Consider the following 19220-nt stretch of genomic DNA (forward strand, 5'->3'; position numbering starts at 1 on the left):
GCACCATGCTGCCGTACGCGGATCAGGCGCGGGGGCGGCGGACGACGGGGACGGGCTGGCCGCGGCGGGCGGCCTCGGCCTTCAGGCGCTTCCTGAGCATCCTGCCCTGGCCGAGGAACGAGCGGTTCCGCTCGCGGCGGTTCCCGGGAAGGCTCCAGTCGTTCAGGGCTCGCTCGACCCGTACGGCCAGCCGGTCGCCCTCCCCCGTCGCGGTCCCGACGAGCACCACGTTCTCCTGCCACTCCAGCCCTGGGCCGTGCCGGTGGAAGGTGAGGCAGACCGGCCCGGCGACGGCCTCGACGCCCGCGGGCAGCAGCAGGTCGAAGCCCGCCTCGGTGCGTACGGCCGAGCGGGTGCGCACGGCCATCGGCATGCCGCCGGCGTCGACCATGGTGACGACGGGCTCGCCCAGGCGGGCCGCGCGGCCGGCGAAGGGCCGCCAGTCCGCCGGCGCGACGGACGGCTCGGCAGCCGGGGGCCGTTCGGAGCGGGGTCGGAGACGGGCGCGGCCGCCTCACCGGGCCGGGTCCACACCTCCGGAGTTCCGGACAGGTCGCCCTCGGGCCACCAGACGATTCTCTCCGGGGTGACCTCCACATAGATGCGGGCGAAGTACCACCCCAGCCGCTTCGTCAGGAACCACGGCATCCCCGCGAACCCGGAGCCCGTCTTGGCCAGGGAGTCCCGGACGTACCTGTCGGTGTTGGCCTGCAGATCGGCGTCGCGTACGGCGGCACGGCCCTGCACGAGGACGACGGGCGGCCGGTCGAGGCCGCTGCCCTCGGCGGAGGAGTACAGCAGCGCGACGCGCGGGTCGCGGCGGGCCCGCTCGGCCTTGTCGGGATAGGTGAGGCCGGTGGTCACGTCGAGCGTGCCGCCCGCGCCGACGTACGGCGTGACCGGCCAGGTGACGGGCCGTCCGTCGCGGGTGAGCGAGGCGTACTCGCAGACGACGGCGCGGTCGAACAGTTCGGCCGCCTCGCGCGGCCAGGTGGTCAGGGTGGTCATCACGGCTCCAGAGGTGCGGGCAGGGAGGTGGAGGCGCCGTACAGCCGGGCGAACCGCCGCTGGTAGGCGGGCCACCAGAACAGGCGGAACATCAGGCGGGCCACGATCGGCAGGTCCGCGAAGGAGGCCGCGAGCAGGGCGGGGTCGGCGCTGGAGGCGAGCCAGCCGAAGACGACGGGGATCCTGCGGCGGCCGAAGTCGGCCGTCGCCTTGCGCTTGTCCGCCTCGATGTCGTCGGGTGTGAGATGCCGGAGCATCAACGGCACGGCCGTGCGCTCCTCGTGGTCGAGGTGCTCGTTGAGCAGCTCGTGCAGCCGCCGCAGAGCGGGAGCGCGCTCCGGCAGGGGCGTCGCGCGGTCGGCGGCGGCCGCCACGAGCGGGTCGAGCACGGCGTGCTCGGACTCCAGCTCGGCCAGCGCGTCCGCCGCCTCGGGGGCGTGACTCACGAGCTTGGGCCACAGCGTGGTGTCCTCGTGGGTGTGGTGGGCGTGGAGCATCTCCAGCAGGAGCGCGAGCTGCTCCTCCAGCAGTTCCTCGTGCTCGCCGTCCCGGGGGCCGCGGCACGCCTCGGCGAGGCGGCCGAACTCCGCCCGGAACCCGGCGTGCATCAGCAGGAAGCCGGCGAGGTGCTCTTGTGTGATCATCTGTTCCCTCACTTCGGTTGGGAACAGCGTGGGTTTCCTGCCCTTATGAGCACTTGTCGAGGGCTTGTCGAGCCCTTGACAGCCAGTAGCCCGCGCCCGCCTCCTCCAGGATGCGCACGGCCTCCCGCAGATGGGCCCGCGCTCCCGCGCGGTCCCCGAGCGCCAGCAGCGCCTCGCCCAAGTGACCGTCGTACGCCCCTTCGACGGTGGTACAGGTGCCGTTCACGTGCAGCAGGCCGGCGAAGGGACGGAACGCGTCGTAGACCTCCCGCACGACGTCCAGCTCGCCGAGCCGGATCGCCGCGTGCAACCGGCACATGGTGGCCATCGCCCAGTGGTAGTCGCGCGGCGGGAGAGGGGTCTCACGCAGCAGCCGCAGAGCACGCTCACGCTCGCCCAGGTCCGCCAGCGCGTACGCCAGGACGTAGGCGAGCCCCGCCAGGCCCGTACGCCGGAGCATCTCCTCGATCCACTCCACCTCCGCGCCGAGGCGGTCCTCCTGCAGGAGCGTCTCGGCCCGTATGGCGAGCATGCCCACCTCGAAGTACGCGAGGTCGGAGAAGGACAACGTCGCCCTGACGGGCTCGAAGTGGCGGGTCGGGTCGGGCACGCCCTGGAACAGGTCGAGCCCCACGTGCGCGATCGCCGCCTGCAGCGCCAGCGTCGGGTTGTGCAGGTCGCGCAGCAGCGCGTCGGTCTCCGTCAGCAACTCGCGAGCGTCCGCCACCCGGCCGTACTCGACGAGATGAGCGACGAGGTGGAGCTGTGCGATCACTGTGAGCTGGGACGACAGGTCCGGCTCCGCCAGGAGGCGCCGCGAGGTCTCGGCCAGTTGGTCGATGAAGTCCTGCCCCTGCATGGCGAGCAACCGCAGATGGAGCACGCGCCGCAGCAGCGCGGGGTCGCCCAGTCGCTCGGCCGCCTCCACCGCCTGCGACGAGACCCGGTCGACCTCGTCCTCGCCGCCGGTCTGGGCCAGCACGACGGCCCGCACGGCCTGCGCGGACGCCCAGGCGGGGATGTTTCGCGGCAGCTCGCGCACGGCGCGGTCCATCGACTCCTGCAGCACACGCACGTCCAGGCCGTGCCGGAAGGGGACCCAGACACCATGCCCCATCGCGATGTCGGCGGCCCTGACGGCCTGCTCCAGGTCGTCTCCGGCGAGGGCCAGCGCCTGTTCGACCGCCTCGTAGCCCTCGTCGTACCGCCCGGCGGCGTAGCGGCTCTCGGCCAGCCCGACCGCGAGCTCGAACCGCTCGGCCGCCTCCGCCCCGGCGAGCTCGGCCGCCGCCAGCGCCTCCTGCCACGAGGTGGCCGCGTCGTCGAGCGCGTGCCTGCGCATGGCCGCACGCGCGGCACGGGCGGCGTAGTCCATCGCCATGCGGGCAGGCTCCGGGCCCAGCTCGGCCGCCGCCAGCCAGTGCCGCGCGATGGTCGCCGCCTGGTCGTCCCGGTCGCCGTACGCGCGGGTGAGCACGCCGGCCAGCCGCGCGTGCGCGCCCGCCCGCCAGAGGCGGGAGCGGCGCGACAGCAACGCGTCGGTCACCAGGGCGTGCGCGAACGCGTATCCGCCCAGCCTGGCGCCCGACTCGCGGATCAGACCGGCCGCGAGCGCCGCGTCCAGCGACGGCACCAGGTCGCCCAGGTCGCGCCCGGCGACCTCGGCCATGACCCGCGCCTCGAACTCGTCGCCCGCGACCGCGGCCAGCTCCAGCAGGGCGGCCGTCTCCTCCCCCAGCCCGGCCACCCGGTGCAGCACGACGTCGAGCACGCCCTGCGGCAGCTCCTCGCCCGCCCGGGCAAGCTCGGCGAGGAAGAACCGGGTTTCCCCCGGTGCGGCCGCGCAGTTCCCCGGCCTTCCGGCTGCCCGGGTCGCGGCCGGACAGCTCCCGCACGAGCGCGCGCACCTCCTCGGTCGCGAGCCCGTCGAGCCCCAGCCTGCGCGCGCCGAGCCGGGACAGCGCCGACAGGGTGGCGGTCAGCGACGACGCCTCGTGCCGCCGGAAGCTGGCCACGACAAGCAGGCCCGGCCGCGCGGTGGACGCGACGTGGACCAGCAGGCGCAGCGTCGCGTCGTCGGCCGCGTGGACGTCCTCCAGGACGACGGCCACCGGACCGAGATCGGCCAGGAACGTCCCGACCGCCTCGAAGAACCGCAGCCGCGCCCCCTGCGCGTCGTACGCCGGGATCGCCTCCACCCCGCCCGACAGGAACGTGCGGACCTCCTCGGGCAGGACGGCGCCGGGCGCCGCGTCCGCGAGGTCGCGCAGCACCTGCTCCCACGGCCACAGGGCGGGCGCCGTCTCGTGGTCCGGGCTCGACCCCCACCCCACCGGGACGCCGGCCGTCGCGCGGAACCTCCTGAGCAGGCTCGTCTTGCCGACACCCGGCTCCCCGTCCACGAGCACGACCTGCGGGGCCGTGGACGCCGCCTTCACTGCGCCGGCCAGGAACTCCAGCGCGCTCTCACGTCCCACGAACGGCCCGTCGTCCGCGCGTCGCCCAGGGTCTCGTCGTCCGGGGTCGGATCGTCTGGGGGGCGGCGCGGCGGGCCTCGCCGCCGCGGTCAGCGCGGCGTCCTGGCGCAGCACGGCGGTCTCCAGCTCGCGCAGCCGGAGGCCGGGATCGATGCCCAGCTCGCCCGCCAGCACCTCGCGCACCCTGCGCAGGCACTCCAGCGCCGCCGCCTGACGGCCCGACCGATAGTGAGCCAGCGTGAGCAGTTCCCAGGCCCGCTCCCGCAGCGGGTGGTCGTGCACGAACGGTTCGAGCCGCGCGACCACGTCCGTGTGGCGGCCCAGCTCCAGCAGCGCCTCCGCCAGTCCTTCGACCGCGTCGAGCCGGAGCTGCTCCAGACGGGCGATCTCCGGCCGCGCCCACTCCTCGGACCGCACGTCGGCGTACGCGTCGCCCCGCCACAGGGCGAGCGCCTCGGTGAGCACGGCCGCCGCCCGCTCGTGCCGTCCCTCGCCCAGGTGCCCCGACCCCGTGGACACGAGCACGTCGAAGTCCCGCGTGTCGAGGTTGATCCCGCCGGTCATCAGGCCGTACCCGTCGGCCGCGCTGACCAGGACCGTGGCCGGAGCCCCGGCCTTCCGGCCGGGCTCCAGGCGGCGGCGCAGGTTGGAGACGTACACCTGAAGGCTGCCCTGCGCGCTCGCGGGCGGGCTGCCGCCCCAGAGCCGGTCGGCCAGCACGTCCGCCGGGAGCACCCGATCGGCGTTCATCACGAGGAGGGCCAGGAGCGCTCGCTGCTTGGGCGGCCCGGCCGGCACGGCCTGCCCCGCCACGACGAGTTCCATGGGACCGAGGACGTTCAGCCGCACGGGCCAATGGTAGGGAGACGGCGTGAACCGGTCCAGCCGTTGCATCCCCGGCCAACCAGACGACACCGGCAGGGATACGATCGCCCGGCGGCGCGGACCGCGACGGCCGGGACACATGCCAAGGAGAGGGGCGCATGGCGGACCAGGACACCACGATCCGGCTCATCAGGGTGGACGACGCCGAGGTGATCGCGGCGCACCGCGCCCGCGACAGGCGGGCGTACGCCGCCTGGGAACCGGCCCAGCCGGACGAGTTCTACACGGCGGCCGGGCAGCGCCGGCGCATCGAGACGCTGCTCGACGAGCACGGCCGAGGCGAGCGCTGGCCCGCGGTCATCCTCGCGGACGGCGAGGTCGTCGGCCAGGTGACCGTGAGCACGATCCTGCGCGGCCCCTTCCGCAAGGGCTTCCTCGGCTACTGGGTCGCCTCGGCCTGCAACGGCCGGGGGCACGCGACCCGGGCGGTGGGCCGGATACTCACCGTGATGGCCGAGGAGCTCGGACTGCACCGCGCGGAGGCACACACCCGGATGGAGAACCTGGCCTCGCAGCGGGTGCTGCGCGCCAACGGTTTCCGCCCCTGGGGGGTCGCCCACGCCCACATCTTCCTCGACGGCGCATGGCATGACGAGGTGTTCTGGGAGCGGACGCTGGACGAGCCGCCCTCGTCTTGACCATTTCCTGGGACACCAGTTGCACGCCCCCGGCGCGTCGTGCGCCGCCGTATGACCATGACCCCGAAACTCACTCTCCGTAATCGACTCACGGAGGAGGAGTTCGTGGTCTCAATCGACCGTCGGGGATTCGCCAAGCTGGCCGGGCTGGGCGCGGTGGGATCGGTCATGAGTCCGTCCCTGGGCACGGCCCCCGCCTCGGCGGCGCGCGCGCCGTACGCGGGAGAGCGCTGGCAGACCTGCCTTCGGGTGGCGCGCGACCACCTGCTCGTCGACGGGAACGGCAACGACCTCAAGCACCGATACCTGCGGGTGCTCATCGACGACGGCCTGCCCAGGACCCGTACGCCCAAGAAGGTCCTGGTCGTCGGGGCCGGCATCTCCGGCCTGGTGGCCGCGACGCTGCTGAAGCGGGCCGGGCACCACGTCACCGTCATCGAGGCCAACGGCAACCGGATCGGCGGCCGGATCAAGACCTTCCGGACGGGCTTCCGGGACCGGCGGCAGTACGCCGAGGCGGGGGCCATGCGGATCCCGGACTTCCACCCGCTGACGCTGGCGCTCATCGACAAGCTGGGGATCACGCGCCGGCCCTTCTACAACGTCGACGTGCCGCCCGGCGCCGTGCCCCGCGGTCCGGTGCCGCCGGTCGTCTACACCTCGTACTCGGGACAGGTGTGGCGCTCCGGCCCGCCCAAGGGCGCCTTCACTGCGCCCCCGCGCATGAACCACACGTTCATCCACGTCAACGGCATCACCCAACGGCGCGACGAGTACGCCAAGGACCCCCGGAAGATCAACGCGTCGTTCGGCCTCAGGGACGACCGGACCGCGGCCGGGATCCTCGACGCCGCCCTGGACCCGGCGAGGGACTACTTCTCCGTACGCAGGGGCGACAAGCGGGTCGACAAGCCGCTGCCCGAGCAGATCGAGGGCTGGGCCCGGCTGCTGTACGACTTCGACGGCTACTCGATGTACGCCTACCTCAAGGAGCACGCGAAGCTCGGCGACGAGGCGATCGACGCCATCGGCACGCTGGAGAACCTCACCTCCCGGCTGCCGCTGTCGTTCATGCACACGTTCCTCACCCGCAGCCTCGTCAACCCGGCCGTGACCTACTGGGAGATGGCCGGCGGCAGCAGGGAACTGCCGTACGCGCTGGAGCCGGGCCTGCGCGACGAGATCCGCATGGACCGCAGGGCCGTACGGATCGAGACGACCGGCCGGGGCGTGCGCATCTCGACGGTCAGCGAGGCGGGCAGCACGGAGTCGGAGTTCACCCGGCAGACGCCGCGGGAGACGTTCGAGGGCGACGTGGCGATCATCACGGTCCCGTTCTCCGCGCTGCGCCACGTCGAGATCGCGCCGGCCCTGTCCTACCGCAAGCGCCGCTCGATCATGGAACTGCACTACGACTCCGCAACCAAGGTGCTGCTGGAGTTCAGCAAGCGCTGGTGGGAGTTCACCGAGGAGGACTGGAAGCGCGAGCTCGGCGGCCGCTACCGCCCCGGGCCGGTGACGCACGTGACGGGCGGCGGGTCGGTCTGCGACAACGCCAACCGGTTCATCTACTTCCCCTCGCACCCGGTGCCGGGCAGCGACGGCGGCGTCGTGCTGGCCAGCTACTCGTGGGCCGACGACGCGACCCGCTGGGACTCGATGGACGACGGGGAACGGTACGGCTACGCGCTGCGCGGGCTCCAGGAGGTGCACGGAGACCGCATCACCGAGTTCTACACGGGCCGCGGCCAGACCCAGAGCTGGATGCGCAACCGCTACGCCTTCGGCGAGGCCGCGGTGTTCACGCCCGGCCAGATGACCGAGATCCACCCGGCCATCGCCGCCGCCGAGGGTCCGCTGCACTTCGCCGGCGAGCACACCTCGCTCAAGCACTCCTGGATCGAGGGTGCGCTGGAGTCGGCCGTACGCGTGGCCCTGGAGGTCAACGGCTGACCCCCGTACTCCCGCGGGGCCCTTCGTGCCCGGGGCCCCGCGGGTTCACGCGGGCGGGCGATCTGGTGGTCACGGCTCGATCTCGGCTCTCATCGGCTGCCAGGGCGAGGCGTCGAACACCAGCATGATCGAGACGATCTTTCCGCCGTCCAGGCGGAAGTGCTCGGCGGTGCGCTGCGTCCCGGCCGGCGTCGCGGTGTGCACGTCGTACACGAGCGTCGCCTCGGCCTCGCCGTACAGCTCGCTGATGAGGTCCACCCCGGTCACGATCGACACGAACCCCGGCAACGTCGCCAGATGCCCGGCCCGGTCGTCGGAGCTGAAGAACGGGCTCTGGAACCGGAAGGGCTCCCCAAGATGCGCCGCGGCGGCGGTCGCGTCCCCGCGGAAACGGGCCTCGTGATACCCGCGTACGGCGCGGCGCGTCTGTTCCCGAGTGGTCGCGTTCACGGCTGCGATCCGTTCTGACGAAGGTGGGCGGCGAGGCGCTGCTGGTTGGCGGCCAGGCGCAGGCACAGGTCGCGCAGGACGACCAGTTCTTCGGGTGCGAACCCCTGGAACAGCGCCTTCATGGCGAGCCTCGACGGCTTGCGGAAGTCCTCGATCCACGCCCTGCCTGCCGGGGTGATCTCGGCGAGGACCGAACGCCGGTCATTCGGGTCGGGGACCCGGCGGACCAGCCCGTCGCGTCCGAGGGTGTCCACCAGGCCGGTGACGTTGCGGGAGCTGACCCCGGCGGCCCGGGCGAGCTCGCCGATGCTGATCCCCTGCTCGCTCGCGGCGAGCCGGATCAGCAGATCGAGAGCGCCCGCGCTGACTCCTCTGCCCTCGGAGCCGTGGGAGCGGAGGCGCTCGACCGCGTGAGACGCGGTGCGGACCGCCGCGCTCGCCTCGAACGCGGGGAGGTCGCCGTCGTCACCGGCGATCCACGCCATCGCCGCCCTGGCTCGCGGGTCGTAAAGGAAGCCGTCAGGATCGCTCGCATAGGTATCTACGTCCTTCATAGTAAGAACGTAGATTAGTACGTACTTCCAGATTTTGCGATCTCTTATTGGAGCCAGGCCGGCAGCCCTGCGCCCGCCCTCAGCAGGGTGGGGCTTCGTCGCAGACGTCCGCCTCCACACAGGCGGCCTCCATGCCGCCGGTGGCCACCTGCTGGAGCAGGCTGTAGAGGGTCTCCCGCTGGTCGTGGTCGAGCGCGCCGAGCACCTCGTCCTCGACCGCCGCCAGCGCGAACTCGGCCTTCGCGAGCCGCTTCGCGCCCGCCTCGGTGAGCTCGACGACGTGCCTGCGGCGATCCTCCGGCGACCGCCGCCGCTCGATCAGCTTCTCGGCTTCCAGGTCGTTGAGCAGCCCGACGACATTCGTCCCGTCCATCTCCAGCGTGCTCGCGAGCGCCTGCTGGGTGCTGCCGCCGCGGTCCCGCAGCACCGTGAGGGCGACGAGGTGACGGGGGCGCAGGCCGAGCGGCGCGAGCACCGACTCGGAACGAAGACGCAGCCGGCGCGCGAGGTGTTCGAGCAGCGCGCCACATCGGTGCACCGGCTGGTTGACGACGGGCAGGGACGTCATGGTCCAACTCTAACCGACTTGACCTGCGACAGACAGAGGACTAATCATTTGTGCAGCACCAATCATCTGTGGAGGGTTAAGAGATGCCTCATCTGCTGCACATCGACGCGAGCATCCAGGGCGAGCGTTCCGTCAGCCGCAAGCTCACCGCGCGGGCCGTCGCCGCCTGGCGCGCCGCGCATCCCGGGGGCACGGTCGCCTACCGCGACCTGGGCAGCGCCCCGCTCCCGCATCTCGACCAGGAGAACGGCCTCGCCCGGATGGTCCCGCCGGAGCAGCACACCCCGGCCCAGGCGGCCTCGTGGGCGTTGACGGAACAGCTGGTCGGTGAGGTGAGGGAGGCCGACACGATCGTGCTCGGGCTCCCGCTCTACAACTTCGGGGCGCCCAGCGCCGTCAAGTCCTGGGTCGACCACCTCATCGCCCCAGGGCTGTCGTACGACCCGGCGACCGGCGAGGGCCTACTGGGCGGGCGTGACTTCCTGGTCCTCGCGAGTCGCGGCGGAGGGTACGGGACGGGGACGCCCCGCGAGGGATGGGACCACGCGGAGCCGTGGCTTCCCCACGGCCTGTCCATGACGGGCCTGCAGCCGCGCTTCATCACGGCAGAGCTCACCCTCGCCTACGTCACACCCTCGATGACCGAGCTGATTCCGCTGGCCGACAAGAGCCTCGCCGCGGCGGAGCAGGCGATCGACGGCCTCTGGGCTCCCGCCGCCGTCGCGTAAGGGCCCCGGCGGAAGCGGTCATCCGGCAGGCGAAAGGCCCCTTCCCGCGCACGGGAAGGGGCCTTCGTCGTCGCGGGAGGCAGCCTTCGCCTCGGTGGCCGCGTCAGCCGCCGATGCCGGAGTTCTCCGCGGCGGTGACGATCGTGGTCGCGTCCTCCGGGAGGAGGTATCCGGCGTTCACCGACGCCTGCGCGGCCGCCCGCACCTTGCTCACGTAGTCGGCGTGCGTCAGGTAGAGCCGGCTGAGCACCGGCTCGGCCGTACGCGGCAGGGACGGATCGGACGGGTCGCCCACGTTGTGGCGGTCCCACGGGTCGGCGTCGCCGTCCCACGGGTCCCGGGCGCCGTAGAGGCCGCAGAAGATGCCGCTGCCACTGGTGTCCCGCTCCCCCGTGAGCGTGCGGGTCGGCACCGCCACGTCGGGGAGCCGGATGCCGCCCACGGCCAGGCCCGTGCCCGGGTCGCGCAACTCGGGGTGCAGCGCGGCCCCGCTCGGCGGCCGGGGTCCGCCCCTCGCCCAGCCGGCCAGGTGACGCAGCGCGGCGTTCATGGAGTAGTGACCGGGCCCGTCGTTGAACGGCGCCGACCCGGCGGCGCAGTCCGCCTGGGGCGCTGCGGAGCCCGCCGACTTCTGCACCGTCGGGTCACCGAGGTCGTACGCCCACTGGTCGCCGTGCGCCGTACCGGCCAGCTCCCAGTGCACCACCCGGTCGGTGTCCGGCTGCCGGGCCACGAACGCCGTCGGGACGTCGGTCTCGGTGAGCACGACGAACGTCGGCACCGGCAGGTCCGTACGGATCCTGCTCGGGTTCGGCATCGTCAACACGTCGAGCAGGTTGCCGCTGATCGGTGAGCCGACCGCGCCGTTGCTGTGGATCATGAAGCCGTCGTACACCTTCGACACGGGCTGGACGGCGTTGACGTACGTCGTCATGAAGCCGGCCGACTGCGACTCGCCGTCCGCGAGCAGCGTCGTGACGTGCAGGCCGCCGAGCGGGTCCGGCCCGTTCGGGGTGCGCAGCGCCTGCCCTGCCTGGGAGAAGATGTCGTACGCGTAGGCGTCGCCGGGGTGGACGAGGCTGCCGTACCGCGCCGGGTCCCAGCCCTTGAGCCCGCGGATCTCACCGAGGCCGCCGTTGACGCCCACATCCTGCGCCGAGACGCCGACCCACGCGTAGCCCTTGCGCAGCAGTTCGTCGCGTTCGAACCAGTAGTCCGGGGACAGATCGATCTGGCCGCTGACGTTGAGCCACTCGACCACGACCGTGCCGTTGAACCTCGCCGGGTCGGCGGGCCTGCGGACCAGGAGCCGGGTCTTGTACGCGGCGCGGCCGGACGCCCGGACGTTCCACCGGCCGTCCGAGGTCCAGATGCCGGACTTGGCGTAGGAGGTGGCGGCGCCCTCGATGAAGTACTCGCTCTCCGTGAAGCCGAACGAGCCGAGGTCCTCCGCAGCGGCGAGGAACGGGAAGCCGTGGTCGCCGGTGGGCGGGACGCTGACGGTGGGGCTCGCTGCCGCGGCCTGGGCGGCCGGCGGGGCGCCGAGGAGGGCGGCGGCGAGCGCCGCCCCCAGCGCCACGGCGGTGATCCGCCGCCGGGGGGACCGGACGGGTACGCGCACGGGTTACCTCCGTGGGACGAATGTCGGGGAGGCACAGTGTCACCCGCTCCGCCCGGCCGGGTAATCGGCGGAATCACCTGTGTTCCTACTGGCCCCGGGCGCGCCGGTCTGCGCCTGCCGGCGGCGGAACTCGTCGAACGGCGTGCGGTCGAAGACGAACCGGTTGTAGACGATCTTCCCGTCGCGGACCGTGACGCACTCGGCCGCGGGCGCGCTCTTCGCCGGGATCGTCTCCGCGTCGTACATCATCCCGCCCGGGTCATCGTGCTCGCGCTGAGCAGCGACCGCGTTCGCGGCATCACCCGGTTCCTCGACGGCCGGCTACAAGAACATTTCGAAGCGGAGCGAACTCCCTGCCGGGTCGAATGAGAACTATCGTGACCAGCATGGAAAATCCCCCGCAGCGTCGGGACTCTCCGACGTCTCACCTGCGCGCCTCGGACAGCAACAGGGACCAGGTCGCCGCCATGCTCGGGGAAGCCCTGAGCACGGGTCAGCTGAGCCACGAGGAGTACTCCGAGCGCCTGGACAGCCTCTACCAGGCCAAGACCGTGGGAGAGCTCGAGGTCCTCACCCACGACCTCCAGGTCGAGCGGCACCGTCCGGCCGCGAGCGCGGCGTCCTACACGCCGAACGCGAGCCCGGTCTCCTACGCGTCGAGCGCGAGCCCCGAGCCCGACAACATCATCGCCATCTTCAGCGGCAGCGACCGCAAGGGCCGCTGGCGGGTACGGCGGCAGACCAAGGCGCTGGCGGTCTTCGGCGGCGTGCGGTTCGACCTGACCGAGGCCGAGTTCGAGGCGAAAGAGGTCGAGATCACGGTCAATGCGATCTTCGGCGGGGCCGAGATCATCCTGCCGGAGGGGGTCGAGGTGCGTTGCCAGGGGGTCGGCGTCTTCGGCGGCTTCGACGTGCACAACAGCCCGGACGTCGACCCGTCGGCGCCGGTGGTCGTGATCAAGGGCCTCGCGCTGTTCGGCGGAGTGAGCGGCAGAATCCGGCGTCGCCGCGACCGCTGAGCCCTGCTGTCCCGGGGGACGCCGCACAAGAAGCTCCATAAAACCGGTGGACGACGCTGATATCGTCCCAAAACGTGACAATCCTCGACGTCGACCAGTTCGTCGCAGCCGGGTTCGCCCAGGCGGAGGCGGTCCAGCGCGAGGCCGGCGACGCCGCCAGGGAACTGCCGTGGCAGCGAAACCGGGTTGTCGCCGGACGATCCGTCGGGGTGGACGCAGCCGGCGGTGTGGGTGGCCGGCTTGTGAGGCGTCACGAGAACGGCCCCGCGTCGTGACCTACCGGCACGCGACCGTCCGGGGCGACTATGCCGATCTGGCTAGCGGCGCGGTGCTGCACTCGGCTCCGGGATTCCCCGCCTTCCCGGTCCGTCTGGCCAGCGAGATGTTCCAGCGCGCGATGGAACTACGGGGCGGTGGACTCGCCACGGTGTGGGATCCGTGCTGCGGCAGCGGCTACCTGCTGACCGTGATCGGGCTGCTGCATCGGACCCGGATCTCGGCCGTGCTGGCCTCGGACATCGATCCGGCCGCCGTCGGGATCGCGGAACGGAATCTGGGCCTGCTGACGCGAACCGGGCTGGCGGCTCGTGCCGCCCATCTCACCGAGCAGGCCGAGCGCTGGGGCCGCGCGTCCTACACGGCTGCGGCCGAGGCCGCACACCGGATCGCAACCGGGCTGAGCAGCGACGGCGGTGACCTGCCGCACGCCGTGCATCAGGCTGACGTGTTCGACGCCGACCGGCTCCGCCAGGTCCTCGGCGGACGCCGGCCGGACGTGGTGGTCACGGACGTGCCGTATGGCGAGCAGACGTCCTGGCACGGGCCCGACGGCGCCGACGGGGCCGTAGGCATGCTCAACACCCTGGGTACGGTGCTCGGCGAGAACGCGTTGATCGCGGTGGCGGTCCGCGGACGCAAGGCACCGCGCGCCGACCGCCTGCGCACGTGCGCGACTTTCAAGATCGGAACCAGAACGGTCACCCTGCTGCGGCCTCAACCATGACGCCGGCCCGTAACCAGTCGGACAAGGCGGGATCGCGGCCGCCGCGACTTTCAGGACTCCCGCACGACGGCGTCGCCCCGATTCGCCAAGATCGTGATTGGCATATTCGCCCCGGTTTCCCGCGGCGCATGGCCACAATGGCGAAGTGACCGATTCCAAAGCCGTATCAGGCCTACCGGTGGCGTTGACCGTATGCGCGTACGCGGCGGCCGTACTCACACTTACATGGCTGACCCAGAGCGGTTATCTCGGCGATTCCATGTACGGAGTGCTGACCATGGTCCTGATGGCCTTTCCGCTCTCCCTTGTCGGGACTTCTCTGTACGGGACGCTGAAAGACGCCATCATCGGTCAGAAGCACGACGACCCCACCTACGGCTGGAACTACGACTACGGCTGGGATTACGTCCTTATGGCCTGGCCGGGAATCGTCACGGCCATCGTCCTGATGGTCCTGCTGAGGCGGCGGCGCACCCGTTGGATAGGCCGGGTTTTTGGTTGGGCACTGGCAGCGGCCGTCACCTTTACGGGCGTGGCGATCACCTTTGACGCGTGGGCGCCCCGTCGGCCGTACGGCTGGCCGTTCCTCGTGTACGGACTGGTCATGGTCATTGGATTGATCGCTGCGCACAGGTCCGCCCCGAATACGGCTAACAACAGGGCGTAACGTGCTCCCTCCCGTGATCTGCGGCGATCCTACGCGGGCGCCTGAGCCTCGACGAGGAAGCGATGATCGTGGGTGAGAAGGCCGCCGTCGGCGGAGATTCGTCGGTGGAGATCCCGTAGCGCCTGTTCATAACGCCTGTGGTCGAAGCCGGGGATCTGCCGCCGGTGTCGATGTCCAGCACCCTCTTGGCCGTCGAAAACAGCTCTGCGGCTCGCCCTGGGTAGTCCCAGGACAGATCGCCACCACTTGTCCGCCCGCGTAACCAACTGAAATCCCACCCCTCGATGGACGCGTGGAGCGCGCGATCTACGAGGTCGTCATACGTGATCACCCGAGCGACGCTAACTCAGATCGCCTCAATACGTAAGAAGACAGGCCGACACCAGGCGATCGTCAGGGCGATGTCGGACGGGAGACCGCGACGAGCTGGCCCCACGAGCACTAGCGAACCGAGCAGACGCCGATCCTGCGCAATTCGTACTCCATCAAGGCACCGTGGATCGCGGCCGGTGCTCACGCCTCTACCTCGGATCGAGTACGCGCGTCATCCAGATCGTGTTGCCGCGTTCGGCGTCCTCTGTGATGCGGTCGCTTCGGTGGAAATCGAGCTTCTCGAGGACGCGGAACGAGGGTGCGTTCCACTCCCGCACGGTCGCCCAGAGTCGTCGACGTCCTGTTCGCGTCGCGGCTTCGATGACCGCACGGGCGGCTTCTGTCGCGTAACCATGGCCGTGAGCTCGTTGTGCCAGCTCGTACGCGATCTCAGGTTCGTCGAAAGACCCCTGGCCGACAGTCAATCCGCAGTACCCGATGAACTCACCGGTGTCTCGCAGCTCGATCGGCAGCAGTCCCAGCCCCGGATCCGCCATCAGCGGATTCTTGAGGAGCCAGCCGCGCATGTCCTCGACCGTCGGGCGTCCCTCGGCGTCGATCCGCCGTACCGCTCGTGGATCCCGCTCAAGCCATAACCCGCGGTATTCCTCGGCATCCGACGGCACCCACCGTCGCAACCGCAGCCGCTCGGTCAGCAGCTCCGCCGGTAGATCCTCATAGGTCCCCACGCGACCAACCTAACCCGGTGCTGAACAAGACCGGACGAGACTGCAAGAGGCGGACGTTGAGCTGCTCAACGGTTGTTGGTGGACGTTGCCGCCAAGGAGCTGCCGGCGCTCGAGGCACAGGTGTGGCGGGTCGGACGGTCAGGTCGTCTCGGCCTGGCAAGCCTGTTACAGGTCAGCCCCAAGTCCGCGAAACCATGCTGGCCCAATGGACCTGACCGACGCTGTTGAGGCGCTCACCACGACCGTGACCCCAGGTCGCCGCATGCCGGGAAAGATCGGTATGGGCATCCTCCTGATCTGCTGGCTCGCGCTCGGCGTGCTGCCGTTCGTGACCGCGGTGCCGGATTTCCGGCTCGCGACCGGGAAGATCGGCACTTCTGGCACCCTCACCGTCGTCTCCTGCGTCTCCCTCGGCCAGGGACGGTATGACTGCAGGGGCAGGTTCGTCCCCGACGGCGGTGGAGACGCGGTCATGGTGGCCGCATCGCCCGACTCAGAAGTGGGGGACGTGACGCGGGCCCAGCTCACCCCTGAGGGGGATCAGGCGCTACCTTCCGGCACGAAGGGCGTCCTGCGGGCCATGACGCTCCCTGCCACCGGCCTCGGCGCGCTGGCCTTCCTGCCCTACGTCGTGCTGTACGTCTTCAGAGCCAGGCGGGGGCGCAAGACCGCCGTAATCGCGGGATCGGCGGTCACCGCCCTGTCCCTGGTACTGATCGTGATCGGCATGGTCGCCGCTTACTCCTGACCGGCCTGGCCGGGCGACGGGGTCCGGGCGATGCCGATACACCGGCCCAGTCCGTTGGGTTCATCGAGGTCGAGAAGGGCTGGGTCACCCTTCACATCACCCATCAGTGGGGGCCGGCCGACTTCACTGTGACGATCGCCGACCGGGATCCCGGGGCAGATCTCGCTACCTATGAGGACATCGTGGAAATTGGCTACGTGTCCATGTCAGACGAAGTGGAGATGAGCGGGTTCACCTTCGACGAGGCTGTGATGCATCCCCTTCCTCCTCTTCCGGCCGGCCTGGAACCTACCGCATTCGGTATCACGTCAAGGCCATGGATTGGGAAGGCGCGAGGGATGACGGCGTCGATAACCACTACCTTCAGATATGGCCCGCCCCCCCTTGAGGACCCCGTTGTCGTTAGGGCCACGAGTGACATGTCTGAGTACTTTCTAGATCGAGAGAATTTCAAGCGCGCCCGAGGATTGTGAACATGCGCCAGCCCATCCACACATCGGGCAGGCAACGGTCTGAGTCAGGCTTCTTGTGCGCAGCAACGTCCGAGACATGTCTCGCCGCCTCAAACGGCGCGCCGCAAGTTGCCCCGGTCCTGATCACCTCGTACGCCGTCGACCCACCGCGGAGGCAAAGAAAGACCTCAGCCATCTGCGGCGCGTCCGCGTGGCCGCGGCGGTCGGCGTCGTGCTCGTCTTAGTGGTCGCGCTTCCTGCGGGCGTCATGCGTCTGCCTGGGATCGGGCGCGGCTGGCGTCGGCGCGGACGGGACCGGCCCGAAGAGGCCGCACGCCCCGGTCGCGTCCGGACGCGCCGCGCCACCGCCGCCCGGCACAGGCGGCGGCGCGAACCCATAAGGCAACTTGTAACCACGGCGGACGCCAACGGTCGGCTCCAGTCGAGGAGCTAACGCCGCGTGATGTCAAAACGGGCATGAGCCTGCTGGTGAATCCGGCGTCCACGAGTCGCCGGTATGGGCTCGGCTTCATGACCTCCGGCACCTGCACGCGACCACGCTCCTGCTCGCAGGCGTCCCGGTTCACGTCGTCGCGGCCCGACAGGGCCACTCCGACCCGGCCATCACGCTCCGCGTGTACGCCCACGTGATCAGCGAGCAGATGGCGAGCGCGGCCGAGGTCTTCGCCAGCTCGATCAGGAATTCCGCCTGAGCCCTACCACTGTCAGAGGCGCTCCCCTACTCGGGAGCGCCTTCTTTGTCGCCCCTTTCGCCTGGCCACGTGGCGAGGATCTCGATACCGATCACCCTGCCGTTCGCGTCCAGGTCCAGGTTCACCATCGGGCTGTCTACGGTCACCACCTCAGCGACACCACCGGGCGGAATCGGGCCGTGCAGGTAAACGTAGGCCGCTCCGGCTTCGGGATCGTATGTCCACGTGCCCGGGTGCTCTTCCAAGGTCATCTGGTCTCCTGTCAGCAGGGGTGTTAGCAAGATCCCAAGATTGCCCAGACAAGCACAAGGCCCCTGACCGCAATGATGCTGATCAGGGGCCTTCCGTACGAGAGCCGCCTTGGGGAATCGAACCCCAGACCTTCTGTTTACAAGGAGGGGCAGCCGACCTCCCAGGCCGCCTCGATCATCCGGAAGATCTCGTCCACCGCGGCCTCCGGATCGGCCGCCTCACGGGCCAGCGAATAGGCGTCGATCGCGAACCTCGCGATCGACCGGCAGGCCGTTGTGGCCTGCGGCAGGTCGAGATCGGCGGCGATGGCCGTTGCCAGCGACTCCGCATGGCGCATCCTCATCGACTTCTCGTACTCCCGTAGAGCAGGTGATTCGTCGATCATGCGCCAGATCGGGGCGGCGCCGTCCGCCGTGCAATGTCGCACCAGGGCCTGGATCTCGCGGCGCAGCGCAGGGATGAGCGGCTCGTGCGGCCCCCGGCCGGTGACCGCCTGCATGAGACGTTGCTCAAAGTCTTCGTCCTGCTCGAACACCAGGGCCTCTTTCGAGGCGAAATGGGAGAAGAGCGTGGTGACGGCCACGTCGGCCTCGGCGGCCACGTCACGGATGCCCACCGCGTCGTACCCGCGCTCCAGGAAGAGCCGCAGGGCGGCATCGGCGATCTTCTGACGGGTCGCGGCCTTCTTGCGCTCACGACGTCCGGACGGCAGGGTCATGCTCTAACACTATCAGATACAAAAGCGGAACAGTTTTTAAACACTAACCGTTAGTGCTACGGTCGGCCGCATGAGGAGAGTGAGCTTCGCCGAGTTCGGCGGTCCAGACGTTCTGCAACTCGTAGACGCCGAGGAGCCCCACGCGGGCCCCGGTCAGGTACGCATCGCCGTGCGGGCGGCGGGCGTGAACCCCGTCGACTGGAGGATCCGTGAAGGCCAGTTCCAGAAGGTCCATCCCATCGAGCTGCCCGCAGGAGTCGGGCAGGACGCCTCCGGGGTGGTGGACGAAGTCGGCGAGGGCGTCGAAGGGGTCGAAGTCGGCGACCATGTGTTCGGCGAAGGCGCGAGCACCTATGCCGAGTTCGCCGTGCTGTCGGCGTGGGCCCATATGCCCGAGGGCCTGACGTTCGAAGAGGCGGCCGGGTACCCCTCCGTAGTGGAGACCGCGCTGCGCATCACCCGCCAGGTCGGTGTGCAGCCCGGGCAGACGCTGCTGGTCAGCGGTGCGTCCGGGGGAGTCGGATCGGCCGTGCTGCAGATCGCCCGCGACCGCGGCATCACGGTGATCGGCACGGCTGGGGCCGCGAACCAGGACTATCTGCGTAGCCTGGGCGCCCTCGCCACGACCTACGACGAGGGCTGGGTCGAGCGGGTGCGGCAGCTCGGCCACGTCGACGCAGCTCTCGATCTGGCCGGCTCGGGCGTGATCCGCGAGCTCGTCGAGCTGACCGGGGATCCGCAGAAGGTGATCTCCATCGCCGATCTCGGTGCGCCGGAGCTCGGTGTCCGATTCTCCGGCGTGGCCGGGAGCATGCCGGAAGCGCTCGCCGAGGCTGCCGGCCTCATCTCGCAGGGAAAGCTCCACATCCCGGTCGAGAAGTCGTACACGCTCGCCGAGGCCGCGGCGGCTCACATCGACAGCCATGCCGGTCACACCCGCGGGCGCCGGGTCCTGGTCGTCTGAGAGCCGGTGTCGCGAGGGTCTGCGCCATGGACTTCACCGTGGACAGCGTTCCGCGCACGCGTGGCGGGCGGTGAGGTCCATCGGGAGAGCTTGCGCG

General features: G+C 70.5%; 21 protein-coding genes and 2 pseudogenes. 10 read left to right on the forward strand and 13 right to left on the reverse strand.

Annotation, left to right across the window (positions count from 1 at the left end; genetic code table 11):
- Positions 1-22 precede the first annotated feature (22 nt).
- The 5 genes and pseudogenes from B1L11_RS48485 to B1L11_RS55035 form a co-directional block, all read right to left on the reverse strand.
- Positions 23-226, reverse strand: a complete 204-nt coding sequence (locus tag B1L11_RS48485) for a hypothetical protein (protein WP_218671241.1) — start codon at positions 224-226, stop codon at positions 23-25.
- Positions 163-1008 (reverse strand): pyridoxamine 5'-phosphate oxidase family protein, encoded by an 846-nt coding sequence (locus B1L11_RS21595; RefSeq protein WP_218671242.1) that lies wholly within the window; start codon positions 1006-1008, stop codon positions 163-165. Before B1L11_RS21595 ends, B1L11_RS48485 begins: the two co-directional genes overlap by 64 nt.
- On the reverse strand, positions 1008-1652 hold the full coding sequence (locus B1L11_RS21600; protein WP_079316159.1) for a hemerythrin domain-containing protein: 645 nt from the start codon (positions 1650-1652) through the stop codon (positions 1008-1010). The genes B1L11_RS21595 and B1L11_RS21600 overlap by 1 nt, the downstream gene beginning before the upstream one ends.
- A 43-nt stretch (positions 1653-1695) precedes the next feature.
- Positions 1696-3423, reverse strand: a complete 1728-nt coding sequence (locus tag B1L11_RS48490) for a hypothetical protein (RefSeq protein WP_218671243.1) — start codon at positions 3421-3423, stop codon at positions 1696-1698.
- A 304-nt stretch (positions 3424-3727) separates the two neighbouring features.
- A pseudogene (locus B1L11_RS55035) lies at positions 3728-5095 on the reverse strand (BTAD domain-containing putative transcriptional regulator); the annotation flags it as partial.
- Positions 5096-5112: 17 nt separating this feature from the next.
- Between B1L11_RS55035 and B1L11_RS21610 the strand changes: the two are divergent.
- Together B1L11_RS21610 and B1L11_RS21615 are read left to right on the forward strand one after the other, a co-directional pair.
- Positions 5113-5652 (forward strand): GNAT family N-acetyltransferase, encoded by a 540-nt coding sequence (locus B1L11_RS21610; RefSeq protein ID WP_079316160.1) that lies wholly within the window; start codon positions 5113-5115, stop codon positions 5650-5652.
- 105 nt (positions 5653-5757) lie between these two features.
- Positions 5758-7605, forward strand: a complete 1848-nt coding sequence (locus B1L11_RS21615) for an FAD-dependent oxidoreductase (protein ID WP_306291688.1) — start codon at positions 5758-5760, stop codon at positions 7603-7605.
- 69 nt (positions 7606-7674) lie between these two features.
- Here B1L11_RS21615 and B1L11_RS21620 read toward each other — a convergent pair whose 3' ends face one another.
- The 3 genes from B1L11_RS21620 to B1L11_RS21630 form a co-directional block, all read right to left on the reverse strand.
- Complete coding sequence (locus B1L11_RS21620) at positions 7675-8055, reverse strand: hypothetical protein (RefSeq protein WP_079316161.1); 381 nt, start codon at positions 8053-8055, stop codon at positions 7675-7677.
- Complete coding sequence (locus B1L11_RS21625; RefSeq protein ID WP_079316162.1) at positions 8052-8609, reverse strand: MarR family winged helix-turn-helix transcriptional regulator; 558 nt, start codon at positions 8607-8609, stop codon at positions 8052-8054. Before B1L11_RS21625 ends, B1L11_RS21620 begins: the two co-directional genes overlap by 4 nt.
- A 79-nt stretch (positions 8610-8688) precedes the next feature.
- Positions 8689-9177, reverse strand: a complete 489-nt coding sequence (locus B1L11_RS21630; protein WP_079316163.1) for a MarR family winged helix-turn-helix transcriptional regulator — start codon at positions 9175-9177, stop codon at positions 8689-8691.
- Between the two features lie 83 nt (positions 9178-9260).
- On the opposite strand from B1L11_RS21630, the gene B1L11_RS21635 reads away from it, so the two are divergent.
- Positions 9261-9905, forward strand: coding sequence for an FMN-dependent NADH-azoreductase (locus B1L11_RS21635; protein WP_079316164.1), 645 nt, complete (start codon positions 9261-9263; stop codon positions 9903-9905).
- Positions 9906-10008: 103 nt separating this feature from the next.
- Here B1L11_RS21635 and B1L11_RS21640 read toward each other — a convergent pair whose 3' ends face one another.
- Both B1L11_RS21640 and B1L11_RS21645 read right to left on the reverse strand, forming a co-directional pair.
- Entirely contained in the window at positions 10009-11526 is a 1518-nt protein-coding gene (locus tag B1L11_RS21640; protein ID WP_079316165.1) for an alpha/beta hydrolase domain-containing protein, read from the reverse strand.
- Between the two features lie 39 nt (positions 11527-11565).
- A complete protein-coding gene (locus B1L11_RS21645; RefSeq protein ID WP_079316166.1) occupies positions 11566-11775 on the reverse strand; it encodes a hypothetical protein in 210 nt (69 codons plus the stop codon).
- A 137-nt stretch (positions 11776-11912) separates the two neighbouring features.
- Here B1L11_RS21645 and B1L11_RS21650 point away from each other — a divergent pair, with 137 nt between their 5' ends.
- From B1L11_RS21650 to B1L11_RS21665, 4 genes are all read left to right on the forward strand, one after another.
- Positions 11913-12545, forward strand: a complete 633-nt coding sequence (locus tag B1L11_RS21650) for a DUF1707 domain-containing protein (RefSeq protein WP_079316201.1) — start codon at positions 11913-11915, stop codon at positions 12543-12545.
- Between the two features lie 74 nt (positions 12546-12619).
- Positions 12620-12820 (forward strand): hypothetical protein, encoded by a 201-nt coding sequence (locus B1L11_RS21655; RefSeq protein WP_079316167.1) that lies wholly within the window; start codon positions 12620-12622, stop codon positions 12818-12820.
- Positions 12817-13548, forward strand: a complete 732-nt coding sequence (locus B1L11_RS21660; RefSeq protein WP_079316168.1) for an rRNA methyltransferase — start codon at positions 12817-12819, stop codon at positions 13546-13548. Before B1L11_RS21655 ends, B1L11_RS21660 begins: the two co-directional genes overlap by 4 nt.
- 145 nt (positions 13549-13693) lie before the next feature.
- Positions 13694-14215 (forward strand): hypothetical protein, encoded by a 522-nt coding sequence (locus B1L11_RS21665; protein ID WP_143737439.1) that lies wholly within the window; start codon positions 13694-13696, stop codon positions 14213-14215.
- Between the two features lie 521 nt (positions 14216-14736).
- Here B1L11_RS21665 and B1L11_RS21670 read toward each other — a convergent pair.
- Complete coding sequence (locus tag B1L11_RS21670) at positions 14737-15276, reverse strand: GNAT family N-acetyltransferase (protein ID WP_079316170.1); 540 nt, start codon at positions 15274-15276, stop codon at positions 14737-14739.
- A gap of 205 nt (positions 15277-15481) precedes the next feature.
- On the opposite strand from B1L11_RS21670, the gene B1L11_RS21675 reads away from it, so the two are divergent.
- Positions 15482-16024 (forward strand): hypothetical protein, encoded by a 543-nt coding sequence (locus B1L11_RS21675; RefSeq protein ID WP_079316171.1) that lies wholly within the window; start codon positions 15482-15484, stop codon positions 16022-16024.
- Positions 16025-17012: 988 nt separating this feature from the next.
- Positions 17013-17189: pseudogene (locus B1L11_RS21680) on the forward strand (tyrosine-type recombinase/integrase); the annotation flags it as partial.
- A 26-nt stretch (positions 17190-17215) separates the two neighbouring features.
- Here B1L11_RS21680 and B1L11_RS21685 read toward each other — a convergent pair.
- On the reverse strand, positions 17216-17440 hold the full coding sequence (locus B1L11_RS21685; protein WP_079316172.1) for a DUF2283 domain-containing protein: 225 nt from the start codon (positions 17438-17440) through the stop codon (positions 17216-17218).
- Between the two features lie 137 nt (positions 17441-17577).
- Entirely contained in the window at positions 17578-18159 is a 582-nt protein-coding gene (locus B1L11_RS21690; protein WP_079316173.1) for a TetR/AcrR family transcriptional regulator, read from the reverse strand.
- 70 nt (positions 18160-18229) lie between these two features.
- On the opposite strand from B1L11_RS21690, the gene B1L11_RS21695 reads away from it, so the two are divergent.
- Entirely contained in the window at positions 18230-19123 is an 894-nt protein-coding gene (locus B1L11_RS21695) for an NADP-dependent oxidoreductase (RefSeq protein WP_079316174.1), read from the forward strand.
- The last annotated feature ends 97 nt before the right edge of the window (positions 19124-19220 follow it).

This window comes from Microbispora sp. GKU 823 (assembly GCF_002027145.1).
In the GTDB taxonomy this organism is placed as follows: domain Bacteria; phylum Actinomycetota; class Actinomycetes; order Streptosporangiales; family Streptosporangiaceae; genus Microbispora; species Microbispora siamensis.